At 62.7% G+C, this 14,043-nt stretch carries 11 protein-coding genes; 6 read left to right on the top strand and 5 right to left on the bottom strand.

Translation table 11 applies throughout. From position 1 onward, the window contains the following. Positions 1–15: 15 nt before the first annotated feature. Entirely contained in the window at positions 16–876 is an 861-nt protein-coding gene (locus QF015_RS02520; protein ID WP_310205362.1) for a GntR family transcriptional regulator, read from the top strand. Between the two features lie 40 nt (positions 877–916). On the opposite strand, the gene mtr is transcribed toward QF015_RS02520, so the two are convergent. The 4 genes from mtr to QF015_RS02500 form a co-directional block, all read right to left on the bottom strand. Continuing rightward, positions 917–2,359 carry a mycothione reductase gene (gene mtr, locus QF015_RS02515; protein WP_429386665.1) on the bottom strand — a complete coding sequence of 481 codons (1,443 nt, stop codon included), beginning with the start codon at positions 2,357–2,359 and terminating at the stop codon, positions 917–919. 75 nt (positions 2,360–2,434) lie between these two features. After that, complete coding sequence (locus tag QF015_RS02510) at positions 2,435–3,805, bottom strand: L-serine ammonia-lyase (protein ID WP_429386663.1); 1,371 nt, start codon at positions 3,803–3,805, stop codon at positions 2,435–2,437. A 110-nt stretch (positions 3,806–3,915) separates the two neighbouring features. Then, positions 3,916–4,809, bottom strand: coding sequence for a LysR family transcriptional regulator (locus tag QF015_RS02505; protein ID WP_429386661.1), 894 nt, complete (start codon positions 4,807–4,809; stop codon positions 3,916–3,918). 45 nt (positions 4,810–4,854) lie between these two features. Beyond that, complete coding sequence (locus tag QF015_RS02500) at positions 4,855–5,874, bottom strand: Lrp/AsnC family transcriptional regulator (RefSeq protein ID WP_429386659.1); 1,020 nt, start codon at positions 5,872–5,874, stop codon at positions 4,855–4,857. Between the two features lie 84 nt (positions 5,875–5,958). On the opposite strand from QF015_RS02500, the gene QF015_RS02495 reads away from it, so the two are divergent. The 5 genes from QF015_RS02495 (at position 5,959) to QF015_RS02475 (ending at position 13,676) form a co-directional block, all read left to right on the top strand. Continuing rightward, positions 5,959–7,419, top strand: coding sequence for an MFS transporter (locus QF015_RS02495; protein ID WP_429386657.1), 1,461 nt, complete (start codon positions 5,959–5,961; stop codon positions 7,417–7,419). A gap of 26 nt (positions 7,420–7,445) precedes the next feature. Beyond that, positions 7,446–8,675, top strand: a complete 1,230-nt coding sequence (locus QF015_RS02490; RefSeq protein WP_429386655.1) for an amidohydrolase — start codon at positions 7,446–7,448, stop codon at positions 8,673–8,675. 282 nt (positions 8,676–8,957) lie between these two features. After that, positions 8,958–11,357, top strand: a complete 2,400-nt coding sequence (ppsA, locus tag QF015_RS02485) for a phosphoenolpyruvate synthase (protein ID WP_429386652.1) — start codon at positions 8,958–8,960, stop codon at positions 11,355–11,357. After that, positions 11,358–12,200, top strand: a complete 843-nt coding sequence (locus QF015_RS02480) for a pyruvate, water dikinase regulatory protein (RefSeq protein WP_310205337.1) — start codon at positions 11,358–11,360, stop codon at positions 12,198–12,200. Positions 12,201–12,287: 87 nt separating this feature from the next. Next, positions 12,288–13,676 carry an APC family permease gene (locus QF015_RS02475; protein WP_429386649.1) on the top strand — a complete coding sequence of 463 codons (1,389 nt, stop codon included), beginning with the start codon at positions 12,288–12,290 and terminating at the stop codon, positions 13,674–13,676. Here QF015_RS02475 and QF015_RS02470 read toward each other — a convergent pair. Next, positions 13,662–13,874 carry a nitrilase-related carbon-nitrogen hydrolase gene (locus QF015_RS02470; RefSeq protein ID WP_429387034.1) on the bottom strand — a complete coding sequence of 71 codons (213 nt, stop codon included), beginning with the start codon at positions 13,872–13,874 and terminating at the stop codon, positions 13,662–13,664. The genes QF015_RS02475 and QF015_RS02470 overlap by 15 nt on opposite strands. Positions 13,875–14,043 lie beyond the last annotated feature (169 nt).

Raw genomic sequence — 14,043 nt, 5'->3', positions numbered from 1 at the left:
GCCAAAGGAGTCAGTGTGAGTGTGCAACCCACCGGGGGAGAGCCCCGGGAACGGACCAACGGCTTGAACCGGGAGGAAGGTCCGCCCCTCCATGCGCAGATACGGGACATCCTGCACCGGCAGATCCTGGACCGGCCCCTGCTGCCCGGTTCTCCACTTCCCACTGAGGAGGAACTTCAAAAGCAGTTCGGCGTCTCCCGCAGCGTTGTGCGCCAGGCGTTGTCCGGACTTTCCGACCTTGGACTGATTCGACGTCAACGCGGCCGTGGCTCCGTGGTGGCCGCCGCGCCGATCCTTCGTCGGCATCTGCAACAAGCCGGCGGGCTTGACGAACAGGCGGCCGCGCACGGTCAACGCCTGCGAACCCACGTCATCTCCGTGGAACACGCCGCCCCGCCCCAGCCGGCGGTGGAGGCACTGAACACCACCAACACGTGGAAAATCGAGCGCATCCGCTACCTGGAAGAAGTCCCGGTAGCGTTCATGCGCACCTGGGTTCCCCGCGACCTCTTTCCGCACTTCACCAAGGAGTTGCTGGAAAACGCGTCACTTCTTGGCCTCATGCGGGAGCACGGCTACCATCCGGCAGGCGGACCACGGCAGGTTCAGGCGGTGGCGGCGGACGCCGACCTTGCGCAAAAACTCGAATCCAAATCCCGCGAACCCCTGCTCCTGCTGCAGGGGGTAACCAGTGACGCGCTCGGTCATGGCCTCGAATGGTTCAACGTGTGGCACAGCCCCAACACGGTCTTCGACGTCGACGCTCAGGTAACCTCACAGCCAGGGCTTATGTCCCAGGAACACATCCGCCGCCTCAGGAACCTGACCCGGCAACTTGAATCCGAACTGTCGGAACTTGAACGGGGTGCCCGCTAAGGGAAGCGCGGGCAGGGTCCCTTGGGACCGCCCAAAGGTGCTACGCCCGCTCTGCCGTGTCTGGCTTTGCTGGGCCATTGAAGGTGAGGCCGAGCAGGGCGTTTTCGGTGACTTCGGGCAGTGCGGGGTGGATCCAGTATTGCTTGTCGGCGAATTCGCGGAGGTCCAGGTCAAAGGCGAGTACGGTGATCATCTGTTGGATCAGGGTTGATGCCTGGTGGCCCATGTAGTGGGCGCCGAGGAGTTTTCCCGTGTCCTGGTCAGCGATGAGCTTGCAGATACCGGTGCTGTCTTCCAACGCCCAGCCGTAGGCAACGTCTCCATAGTCCTGGACTTTGACGGTCACGTTGTGGCCGTGGTCGCGGGCTTGGGCTTCGGTCATGCCAACAGTGGCGATCTGGGGGTGGGTGAACGTGGCGGCGGGGACGTGGTCATGCGGTATCTTCTTGAGGTTCTCCGGATTCAACAGATTATGCCGAACGCAGCGCATCTCTGCATTGGCGACGTGTTTGAGCATGTAGGGCGAAGAGACGTCGCCGAGAGCCCAGACACCCGCGGCGGTGGTCGACCGGCCGAATTCGTCCAGCTTGATGCGTCCGTCGTCCGTCATCCCGATCCCGGCAGACGGCAGGTCCAGAAGGTCCCCGTTGGGGGTGCGTCCGGTGGCTACCAGCAGTACCTCCCCGGTGGCGGAGGATCCGTCGTCGAGCCTGACTGTTATGCCTTGGGCCGTCTGCCCGGCGCCGTGGGGCGTTCGGCCAAACCGGACGTCGAAGCGCTTGGCGGCCAGGGTATTGAAGCGGTCGTGGAGGTCTTGGTCAAGGTTCCGCAGGAGCGTCGAGCGGGGGACGATCGTGACGTCGGTGCCGAGGGCGTCGAAGACGTGGGCGAATTCCATGGCAATGTAGCCTCCGCCGATGATCACCATGGACCGGGGCAGCTCCGGCAACCGCATGATGTCTTCGTTGGTGTGGTACTTCACGCCTGAGGACGCAATGGCCTCCGGGATCACGGGGCGGGAGCCCGCGGCAATGACGATCTGGTCCCCGGAGATCGTCATTTGCCGGGCACCTTGGCCGGTGCGCACCGTTCGTTCGCCGACGAAGACGGCGTGTTGGTCGTAAACATCAGTGTTCGGGGTGCGGGGACCGCGGCGGTACTCCTCGCCGGCAGCCGCGATCGGATCAATCCGGTCCTCGAAGATGCGGTTGACGATGCCCGGCCAGTCCACGGACGTGATCTGTGCTTGAAGGCCCAGCCGCCCGGATTCGGTGATATCGAGCGCGGTGTCGGCGGTGTGAACGTACATTTTCGAGGGGATGCAACCGACGTTCAGGCAGGTACCCCCGAACAGCCCGTCCTCGATGATCGCTATCGACCGGTCGTCGAACTCAGGCCCGGGAATCGAGTTCCCTGACCCCGAACCGATGATGATGAGGTCGTAGTGGCGATCTACGGCGATGCTGCCGGCGGGGGTGCGCATGGGTGGTCCTTACTGTGGGTTCTTCCTACCCTAGTGAATCCGACAGGAACCCTCCGCCTGCCGCCCCGTCGAAGGTCAGCAGGCGATGACGTTCACGGCGAGGCCGCCGCGGGATGTCTCTTTGTATTTGCTTTTCATGTCGGCGCCGGTTTCCCGCATGGTCTTGATGGCGGTGTCGAGGGAGACATGGTGGATGCCGTCTCCGTGGAGGCTGATGCGTGCGGCATTGATGGCTTTGTTGCTGGCCATGGCGTTGCGTTCGATGCAGGGGATCTGCACCAGGCCGCCGACGGGGTCGCAGGTCAATCCGAGGTTGTGTTCGATGCCGATTTCGGCTGCGTTCTCGACTTGTTGCGGGGTGCCGCCGAGGACTTCGCAGAGGGCGCCGGCGGCCATGGAGCACGCCGAGCCAACCTCACCCTGGCAGCCCACTTCCGCCCCTGAGATGGACGCATTGGTCTTGAACAGGACGCCGATTGCTGCTGCTGTGAGCAGGAAGCGGACCACTGCTTCCTCCGATGCTTCGGGGATGAACTTCATGTAGTAGTGCAGGACTGCCGGAATAATGCCGGCGGCTCCGTTGGTGGGTGCGGTCACGACGCGGCCGCCGGTGGCATTCTCTTCATTCACCGCCAGTGCGTACAGGTTGACCCAGTCGACGGCACGCAGGGGATCGTTGCTGTCGTCCCTTGTTTGCAGGTCGGCGAAGAGGCGGGGAGCACGACGACGGACCATCAGGTTCCCGGGTAGGTGCTCTTCCGTACGGCCACAGCCGCGCGAGACACATTCCTTCATGGTTTCCCAGATGCGCAGCAGTTGCTCGCGGGTTTCCTTCTCGGTGCGCCAGGCGCCTTCATTGGCCAGCATGATGTCGCTGATGGGCAGGTTCGCGCGCTCACAGTGGGCCAGGAGTTCCTGTGCGTTGGAGAAGGGGTAACGAAGCTGGATGTGGTCCTGCGGCGACGCCCCAAGCGCATCTTCGTCCACGACGAATCCGCCACCCACTGAATAGTAGACGCGTTCACCCAGCACGTTTCCGTGGTCGTCGAAGGCTTGGAACCGCATCCCGTTGGGGTGTGCCGGAAGGGACTGACGCATGTGGAGAACGATGTCCTTGGTTCTGTTGAAGGCGATCATCCGGTGCCCTCCGAGGAGAATCTTCCTGGCTTCGGTCGCCTCGGCGACTCTGCTGTCGGCAGTCAGGGTGTCCACAGCTTCCGGAAGTTCTCCCATGAACCCCAGGATGACGGCCTTGTCCGAGCCATGTCCCCGTCCTGTAGCCCCCAGCGAACCGTAGAGTCCGGCGTGAAGGCGGGCAACGGCGTCGAACTTTCCTGCTTTTTCGAGGTCCTGGATGAAGGAACGGGCCGCGCGCATCGGGCCAACTGTGTGGGACGACGACGGGCCGATACCGATCGAGAACAGGTCAAGGGCGCTCAAGACCATGGCTAACCTCCGGGGTAGTGCGGGTGGGGTCTTTCCTTCCAGTTTTGGGGCGAAAGTCCGTGGCGTCCATCGGGAAGTTATGAAGTGTCTGTGAAGGAAGCCTTAACGTTTCACGCCTTGGGCCGGGCCTTTGCAGCTTTACGGAGCTCGTCGAGGGCTGCGGCGACAGCAGGTGATTTGCCGCTGGCGGCACGGTGCAGGACGATGATGTTGCGCCCGCAGCTGGGCTCCACGCGGCGGACCAGGAGGTCTTCCGTTTCCCGCCCGAGATTCAGCTCGCTCATGAGCGCGACGCCGAGGCCACCCCGCACCAGCCCCAGAGTGGCCATGAGGTTCCGGCAGTTGGCAACGACCCGCGGCTCAAACCCGGCCCCCTTGCACGTTTGACGAACAAATTGTTCGAAAACGCTTCCCTCCTGATCCAAAATCCAGTGGTCGTTGGCATAGTCACTGAGATTGACCGTTTCTGCCGCCTGCCGGTTCTTGGGCAGGCAAAGGATGATCTCGTCCCGTCCAAGGGCCGTTTTGACCAGTCCCTCATCCGGGATGTCATGAAGGTCGTCGACAACCGCCACGTCAATGCGACCGGCCCTCAGTTGGGCGATGCTCTCAAAAGGTTCAAGATCGGAGACCATCACGTCCAGCCGAGGATAGGCAGAATGCAGCGACATTACTGCGGTGGGCAGCACCGTGCTGCAGAAACTTGGAAAGGCGCTGATGGCCAGGCGTCCGCGAACATCGGTCTGAAGCCTTTTCAGGCTTGTCTCAGCTGCCTCCACTTCCACGGCAATGCGGTCAAAGTGTGCCACCAGCGTGGTCCCGGCCTCGGTGAGGCGCACTTTGCGCCCCGCCCGGACCAGCAGGGACACCCCGGCTTCTTTTTCCAGCACGGCCAGCTGCTGGCTCACGGCTGAGGTGGTCATGTGAAGCTTGGCCGCGGCAGCCGTCATGGTCCCCTCAAGGTTGAGGGTTTTGAGGACATGCAGCCTGCGAATATCGAGCACACTACCTCCAGGTCTTTTAGACTTACTTAACCTGAAGCAGGCGGGCTATCCAAGTGATTGCGGGTGGATGAACCCCCGTTTGGCTGCTCCGTCGTCGTCGATAAGGCGGCCCAAATGCTTGCTCATTCGGAACACCACGCTGCGGTCCACGATGCGAGCGCTCGGAACCGCCGCTTCCAGGGCCGCTTCAAAGCGCATCACGTCGGTCATTTCGCGCAACCAAACGGCCACCACGAGGTTGTATTGGCTGGCGACTGCAAGCGCTGTCCGGGCTTCGGGGATTTGTGCCATGAGTTGGCGCATCTGCTGTATTTGCCGTGCGGGGGTGCGGACGAAGTACCAGGCGTACACTGGCCAACCCGTGACGTTGCGGGCGACGTCGGTCCGGATGCGAAGAGTCCCCTCTGCCCGCAGCCGGGCGAGCCCATCGGCAACGCGTTGTTCGCTGAGGTGATGCTCCGCAGCGATCCGGCTGATGGGACGCCTGCCGTCCTCGGCAAGGCAGTGACGAAGCGCTGTTTCGACATCGGGATGCACCGCCCGGGGGGCCCGTGCCCGCGGCGGCCGGGGGCGCGGAATTCTTGTGGCCTCGTGTGGGGACAAAGCCCGCAGCCGCCAGTCGGATGCTTCCATGAGCAGTTCGGTCACCAGATGGGTTTGGGTGTGTCGTACGCCCTCAAGCCCACCGATCCTGTTGGTCACGACATCCCAAATGGCGAGCGGGCTATCGGCGAGCATTGTGGCGATCAGGTCCCGTCCCCCCGAGGTGTGGTCGAGGGTCAGCACAGCCGGGATCCGGGCGATGCGCTCTGCAACCTCGCCGGTATGCTGCGGCATACAGGTGATGTCGACCAACGCTGACGCCCCGCCCGGGAAAATCCCCGTGACCCATGCAAGACCCCGTCCTCGGAGGGATTCCCAGCGGCGGGCCAGCGTGACAGCATCGACGCCAATGACGGGTGCAAGCTCGCTCCAAGGAGCGCGGCCTTCAATCTGCAGAGCATGGATGATGCGTTCCTCAAGGGGATCGAGCACGGATTCCTTCATAAAGAAGATGGTAGTCATGGATAGCTTCAAATTCATCTACCGGAAACATGACCCTCTCATGATGATGTGATCCCGTTCACTTCTCTTCACCTTGGAGCGCACATGCGTATTACTGCGCAAAAATCAACAACCGCTGCCGGTGCGGTCGGTTTCCTCGTGGTCATGGAGCTTGGCAGCGGCATCCTTCAGGGATGGCTGACTCCATTGTTCTCATCCATCGGTGAACACCATGGAGTCTCCGCCGCCGCGCTGAACTGGATCAGCGCGGCCTACCTGCTGGCAACCGTCCTCGTAGTGCCGCTGTTATCCAAGCTGGGCGACATCCACGGCCACAAGCGGATCCTCATGGTCTCGACGGCGATCGTCGCAGCCGCGTCCGGACTGGTCGCTTTCGCACCCAACTACGAACTCTTCCTCCTGGGCAGGGCCATCCAGGCCCCGCTGGCCGTCTTCCTGCCGCTGGAATTTGCCATCGTCCATCAACGGGACCCGGAGCGTTCCGGTCGAAGCATCGCCCGGCTCGTGGCAGCACTGACTTTGGGCGCGACCCTTGGTGGCCTGTTGGCAGGCTTCGTCCTGGACGCCACTGACAGCCTTTCCCTCACGTTGCTGTTGCCCGCTCTCTTCATGGCCCTGTGCATCCCAGGCATCGCCTTGTTTGTGAAGGAGACACCGCTGCGCAGTGCAGGCAAAGTCGATTACCTTGGCGCAGTCCTGCTGGGCGGCGGACTTGCAGCCTTGCTCGGCAGCGCCTCCAACCTCACTGCCTGGCCGCCCCTGGCAACTACCGGTGTGATGCTTCTGGGTGCGGTACTGCTTGCTGCCTGGGTGGTCTCGGCAAGGCGCCTTGAGCACCCGCTGGTAAACCTCACCATGCTCCTGCGCGGAGGTATCGGGCTGCCGATCATCGTCGCCTTCCTTTATGGCGCACAACTCTTCGGCGCCCAGGCCCCGATCTCCGTATACCTCCGCTCCGACCCGGCCGCCCTTGGCTTTGGGTTCGGTGCCGCTGCCTCGGCCGCAGGGACCATGCTCAGCATCATGGCGCTGGCATCCTTCCTGGGGGCATCCCTTGGCGACCGCGTTTCCCGTGGAATCGGTGGCCCGGGCAGCGTTGCGCTCGGCGGGGGACTGTGCGCTGTTGCGTACGCCGGCATGATCCTGGCACCCGGCACGCTGGTGACCTTCGTAGTATGGCTTGTGATTGCAGGCCTTGGCTCCGGTCTCGTCAGCAGCACGCTGCCCACCCTCGTGGTCCAGCGGGCAGCGGCCGACTCCGTCGGCATTGCTTCAGGCCTTTACAACACCGCCCGCACCGCAGCCGGAGGCGTCGCCGGAGCGCTCTTTGCACTCCTCATGTCCGCCCTCACCACTCCCGCCGCCGAAGGAACACGGGCCGCTACCGAAGTCTCGTTCCACGCTGTGTGGTGGATCTGCGCAGGCTTGTCCCTCCTGTTCGCCGTCGCGGTGCTGTTCATCCGTCCAGGCAAGGCAGCCACACAACAGGACCCGAGGGCACCCCTTGCGGCTGCATCGCCGGACGCCCTGGAACCCATCAACTGAACCCTCAACACGAGTTAGGAACCCTCATGACACTTTCACTCGCCATCACCTCGGAAGACACTTTGCGCAATGCCGTGCGCGGGGCCGTATCCGCCGTCGAAACCACCATCCTGGAACTCAGCCACACAATCCACGAGCTGGCAGAGATCTCCTGGGAAGAGCACGAATCCGCAGCGGCAGTGGCGGCCGTTCTCCGTGACGGCGGGTTCGACGTGACCGAAAGCGCTTACGGCGTCCCAACCGCAATCGAAGCCGTCTACGGCAGCGGAGAGCTGACAGTGGTCATTTGCGCAGAATACGACGCCCTCCCCGAAGTGGGCCATGCTTGTGGCCACAACATGATCGCTGCCGCCGGCGTCGGCGCGGCGCTGGCCCTCAAGCCGGTGGCGGATGCTGCCGGGCTGCGTGTGAAACTGCTCGGCACCCCCGCGGAAGAGCACGGCGGCGGCAAGATCTCGTTGCTCAAGGCCGGAGCATGGGAAGACGCTGCCTTCTCCCTCATGGTTCACGGAATGACCGGCGTCGAACGGAGCGCCAGCGCCTTCGGAATGGCCGCCGTCGAGCGCTTCGAAGTGCAGTTCAAGGGCAGTGAAGCGCACGCCGCTGCCGCCCCGGACAAGGCCATTAACGCCGGCGCAGCTGCGAGCCTCGCGCTCATGAACATGGCGGTCCTGCGTCAGCACCTCCCGGAAAACGCCAATATCAATGCTTTCATTTCGCACGGAGGCGGCGCTACCAACGTCATCGCGGGAGATGCCACCGTGCAGGTAGAAGTCCGTGCCGGCGATGTGGAGGTGTGGCGGGACCTCAAACGGCGGGTGCTTGCGTGCTTCGAGGGTGCAGCGATTGCGACAGGATGCGCGTGGACGCACCGGCAGACCGAACACCCTTACGCGCCGCTAAGTACGCACGGCGGCCTCGGCAGGGTCTGGGATGCGAACATGGAATTGATCGGTCGCCAGGTGGAGCCAACCCCAGTGTTCGGTGGTGGCTCATCAGATATGGGAAATGTCTCCCAAGTGATCCCGTCCGTGCACGGCATGGTGGTGGTCCGCAACAGCGCAGCAGTACCACACCACCCTGACTTCACCGCGGACGCGGCCTCTCCTGAGGCCGATGCAGCAGTCCTTGACGGAGCAACAGTCCTGGCCCTGACGGTCCTCGACGCGGCACTTGATCCGTCCCTTCGGGCCGAGCTGTTGGAAGCCCAGGCCTCCCGCGAACCCGGGGCCACCATGGTGAGCCTCCAGGCCTGACAAATTTTCGGGGTCCGGCTGCACCCCACCCCGCTGACCGTCTTCACCTCGGTATCTGGGAGGAGCCGGCTGGAAGCCCCGGAGACGGACGTCTTCGGGGCTTTGGGCCGACAGGACGGCCCCCGGGACCTGGTGTCAAGTCATGTCTGAGTGACCTTCAGTTACTGCCCATAAATGTTGAACGGGTCACATTTGTTTGCTTCCAGTGCGTGCTGCCGTGATCCTTGCATGACCTAGTTTTTTTAGCGCTTGTCAGAGCGTGCCCAATGGAGGACACAATTTATGACTAACGTTCTTTGGTTTTCTGAGCTTGGCCTGTCCGACCTTGACCAGGTTGGCGGCAAGAATGCATCGCTTGGGGAAATGGTCCGGAATCTCGCCACTGCCGGCGTGAAAGTTCCGGGCGGATTCGCGACGACGGCGGACGCTTACCGGCGGTTTCTGGCGGAGTCCGGGTTGGATTCCCGGATCGAAGGCATCCTGGAAGGCTTGGACAGCGCAGATGTCACTGCTTTGGCCAAGGTCGGCCAGGAAATTCGGACCTTGATTCGGGAAACACCGTTCCCGGCCGGATTCGAAGAGGATATCCGGAGCGCCTATGAGCGCCTGACCCAGGAGCATGGTGGCGACGTGTCGTGGGCGGTACGTTCCAGTGCCACGGCCGAGGACCTTCCGGATGCCTCATTCGCCGGGCAGCAGGAGACGTTCCTGAACATCCGCGGCATCGGGAACATCCTGCTCGCCATCAAGGATGTCTTCGCTTCCCTGTATAACGACCGAGCCATTGCTTACCGGGTGCATCACGGTTTCACGCACTCTGAAGTGGCGCTTTCGGCGGGTGTTCAGCGGATGGTGCGCTCCGACGTCGGTGCTTCCGGGGTGATGTTCACCATGGACACCGAAACCGGCTTCACGGACGCTGTCTTCATCACGTCCTCGTATGGGCTGGGGGAGGCCGTGGTCCAGGGTGCTGTGAACCCTGATGAGTTCTACGTCTACAAGCCGGCCCTGGCAGCCGGGCGACCGGCAGTGCTCAAGCGCGGTCTGGGGGAGAAGGCCGTGCAAATGGTCTACACGGATTCGGACGAAGTGGGCCGGACCGTTGATTTCGTTCCGGTGGCACAGGATCTGCGGAGCCGTTTCAGCCTGACCGATGCCGAAGTCGAGGAACTCGCCCGGCACGCAGTAGCAATCGAGGCACATTATGGCCGTCCGATGGATATTGAGTGGGGCAAGGACGGCGTAGATGGTGAGCTGTACATTCTTCAAGCCCGTCCGGAAACCGTAGAGTCCCGTAAAGCCGCGGGCACCACATCCAGGTACACGCTCACGGAGCGTTCCACGGTATTGGTGGAGGGCCGTGCGATCGGTCAGCGGATCGGCGCAGGGCAGGTTCGGGTCCTGTCCTCGATCGACCAAATGGCGTCGTTCCAAGAGGGCGACGTGCTGGTGGCGAACATGACGGATCCGGACTGGGAACCCATCATGAAGAAGGCCGCGGCCATCGTCACGGACCGTGGCGGGCGGACGTGCCATGCCGCGATCATTGCCCGGGAACTGGGGATTCCCGCAGTCGTGGGGACCGGATATGCCTCCCAGATCCTTAAAGACGGCACCCCGGTCACGGTGAGTTGCGCAGAGGGCGAAGCCGGGCTCGTCTATGACGGATTGCTGGAGTACTCGCTGCACGAGACCAGCGTGGAGACCATGCCGGAGGCCCCGGTGAAGATCATGATGAACGTGGGAACCCCGGAACAGGCGTTCAGTTTTTCCAGGCTCCCCCATCACGGCGTGGGTTTGGCCCGCCTGGAGTTCATCATCAACCGTCAGATCGGCGTCCATCCCAACGCCTTGTTGGCGGTGGCAGGCGAGATCGAGCGCCCGGCCGCCTTGGATGACTACACGGTCCGGCAAATCCAGGAAAGGACCGCCGCTTACGACGGTCCCCGTGATTACTACGTCCGCCGCCTGGCCGAAGGCATCGCCACCATCGCGGCGGCCTTCGCGCCCGAACCGGTCATCATCCGGCTCTCGGACTTCAAGTCCAACGAGTACGCCAACCTCCTTGGTGGTCCGGCATTTGAGCCGGAGGAGGAGAACCCCATGATCGGGTACCGGGGCGCATCCCGGTACCTGTCGGCTTCCTTCCGGCAGGCATTCGAGCTCGAATGCGAAGCCTTGAAGTACGTCCGCAACGACATGGGTTTGACGAACATCAAGCTGATGGTCCCGTTCGTACGGACCTTGGACGAGGCCCGCGGCGTCACCGAACTCCTCGCCGCCAATGGCCTGCGCCGCGGAGAAAACGGCTTCGAAGTCGTGATGATGTGCGAACTGCCGGCCAACGCCCTCCTCGCCGATGAGTTCCTGGAGTACTTCGACGGCTTCTCCATCGGATCCAACGATCTGACCCAGCTCACCCTGGGGCTGGACCGTGATTCCGCCCTGGTAGCCGAAGGCTTTGATGAACGGAACCCGGCAGTGACCAAACTGCTGGAGATGGCGATTGCGGCGTGCCGTGCCAAGGGCAGGTATGTCGGAATCTGCGGACAGGGTCCCAGCGACCACCCGGATTTTGCCGAGTGGCTGCTCGCACAGGGCATCAGCTCGATTTCGCTGAACCCCGATGCCGTGACCGAGACCTGGCTTCGTCTGGCCCGTACCACCAGCACCACGGTCTAAATGGCTCACCATCAAACCGTGGGGGCGGGCTCTCCGCCCGCCCCCACGGTGTTCTTCCTTTCCGACAGCACCGGGATCACCGCTGAGACGCTCGGCAACACGCTGTTAACCCAGTTCCCGGGCCAGCGGCTGGAACGTCGCACCATCCCGTTCATCACCACGGTCGAGCAAGCGCGCGAGGTAGTGGCATTGATCGACAAGGCGGCGGACAGTGGAACCCTGCCCATCATCTTCTCGACGGCCGTGGGGCAGGATATCCGTGCCGTCCTTTCCCGGAGCCGCGGGCAATTCTTTGACCTGTTCGGAACCCACATCGGCCAACTCGAACAAACCCTTGGTGCGCAGGCCAATGGCAAGCCGGGCCAGGCCCACGGCGTGGGCGACGCTGTCCGCTACCAGTCCCGGATGGCCGCCGTCGAATACGCGATAGAGCACGACGACGGCCAGTCGCTTCGGGCGCTCGAACGCGCCGAACTGATACTCATCGCCCCGTCGCGGTGCGGAAAGACTCCCACCACTATGTACCTGGCCCTGCAGCACGGCATCCTCGCCGCCAACTTCCCCCTGGTGGAGGAAGATTTTGACAGCATGACCCTGCCAAAGCCATTGTTGCCGTTTGCGAGCAAATGTTTCGGCCTGACCTCCCAGCCTGTCCGGCTCAGCCAGATCAGGCAGGAACGCCGACCGGGTAGTAACTACGCATCACTGAACCAATGCACTTTTGAGCTGCGCAACGCCGAAGACATGTACCGGGCCAACAACATTCCCTACGTGAACTCGGCCTCGATGTCCGTGGAAGAAATATCTGCCACAGTCCTCCAACGCATGCAGTTGCACCACTGAACGATTCCGGCGGCAGGGGGGCGGCTGCGTGATGGCACCTACGGCCTTGGTTAGTAAGGGTCCTTACTTCCCGTAAGCTCTGGTGTCATGCCCAACCTCGCTTCCCAGCAGAGCTCAAAGCTCAAGCAATCCATTACCGGCCCGCTTCTCTTCCTCTTCATCCTTGGTGACGTGTTGGGCGCCGGCATCTACGCTTTGGTAGGAAAAGTTGCAGGAGAGGTAGGAGGGGCCGTTTGGATCCCGCTGGCCTTGGCGTTGTTCCTGGCCATGCTCACTGCTGCATCGTATGCCGAGTTGGTCACAAAGTACCCGAAGGCTGGAGGCGCTGCGGTCTTTGCTGAGCGGGCTTTCAAGGTGCCGTTGATTTCGTTCCTGGTGGGATTTTGCATGCTGGCCGCAGGAGTCACCAGCGCGGCGGGTTTGAGCTTGGCTTTTGCGGGCGATTACCTCAAGCCGTTCCTGGACGTCCCGGCCACACCAACGGCGTTGGTCTTTCTCTTGTTGATCGCGTTGCTTAACGCCCGCGGGGTCAAGGAATCCGTCAGGGCCAATGTAGTGATGACCGTGATCGAAGTGTCCGGTCTGGTGTTGGTCATCGTGGTGGTGGGTTTGATGTTCGGCCGTGGTGGAGGGGATGCGTCCCGCGTTCTTGAGTTCAATCCGGCTGTTTCCCCCGGCGCGGGAATCCTCGCAGCGTCCTTGCTCGCGTACTACTCCTTCGTCGGGTTTGAGACGTCCGCCAACGTGGCCGAAGAGGTCCTGGACGTCCAGCGTGTGTACCCCAAGGCACTCTTCGGTGCTTTGCTGACCGCCGGTGGCATCTACGTGCTGATTGGCTTGGCTTCATCCATTGCCCTGTCTGCTGATGACCTGAGCAGTTCGTCGGGTCCTCTGCTGCAGGTTGTCCAGGCCACCGGCTTTGGAATCCCGGACTGGCTCTTCGGCCTCATTGCCCTCGTCGCCGTAGCAAACGGAGCCCTGCTGACGATGATCATGGCCAGTCGCCTGGCCTACGGAATGGCGGAACAATCGCTGCTTCCACCGGTGATGGGCAGGGTTCTTCCTGGCAGGCGCACGCCGTGGGTCGCGATTGCGGTCACTACGCTGGCGGCGATGGCCCTGACCGCCACCGGCGACCTCAGCTCACTGGCTGAAACAGTTGTCCTGCTGCTCTTGTTCGTCTTCATCAGCACCGACGTCGCCGTGCTGGTGCTGCGCAAAGACGAAGTCCAACACAAACACTTCCGCGTGCCCGTCATCCTCCCGTGCCTTGCACTGGCGTCCTGCGTCCTTCTCCTGTTCCAGCAGGGCCCGGACATCTGGTTGCGTGCAGCTGTCTTGCTCGGAATCGGACTGGGATTGTTCTTGCTGACACGCTGGAGCCATACCCGCGGACAACGCGGACGGACATCGGATCAGGAACCCTTGACCCGGGCAGGGCGGGCTCGTGGGGAAACAGGTTCACCGATGCTGTGATGGTTTTCCGGCCGCCGGTGCTGGGCGACGTTGAAGGGTGTTGTAGCCCAAGCAGACGGGTTCGGCGCCGCCAAGGGCCAGTACCCGGTATGTTTCTGCCCAGCGTCGGTCGTTGCAAATGGCCAGCCCGACCTTCGTGTCGGCCCAGGACTGGACACCGAATCCGAGGTTCCCGACCTCAAAACATCTCTTCTCCAGGTTTTGGAACCAGCTGTCCAGTTGGCCGGCGTCTTCGACCCGCCAGTGAGGGAAAAAGGGAGTCAGGGCAGCTTCCGGGAAGACGACAAGCCGCGCTCGGCTGAGTGCTGCCTCCTCCAGGGGTTTGATGGGGCGTGCCAGGGCACGGATGGCCCGGACGATGAGGGCA

It is taken from the genome of Paenarthrobacter sp. TE4293 (assembly GCF_050435325.1).
Lineage (GTDB): Bacteria > Actinomycetota > Actinomycetes > Actinomycetales > Micrococcaceae > Arthrobacter > Arthrobacter nitroguajacolicus_C.
The sequence above is the reverse complement of the archived record's forward strand: the minus strand, read 5'-3'. Positions and strand labels throughout refer to the sequence as shown.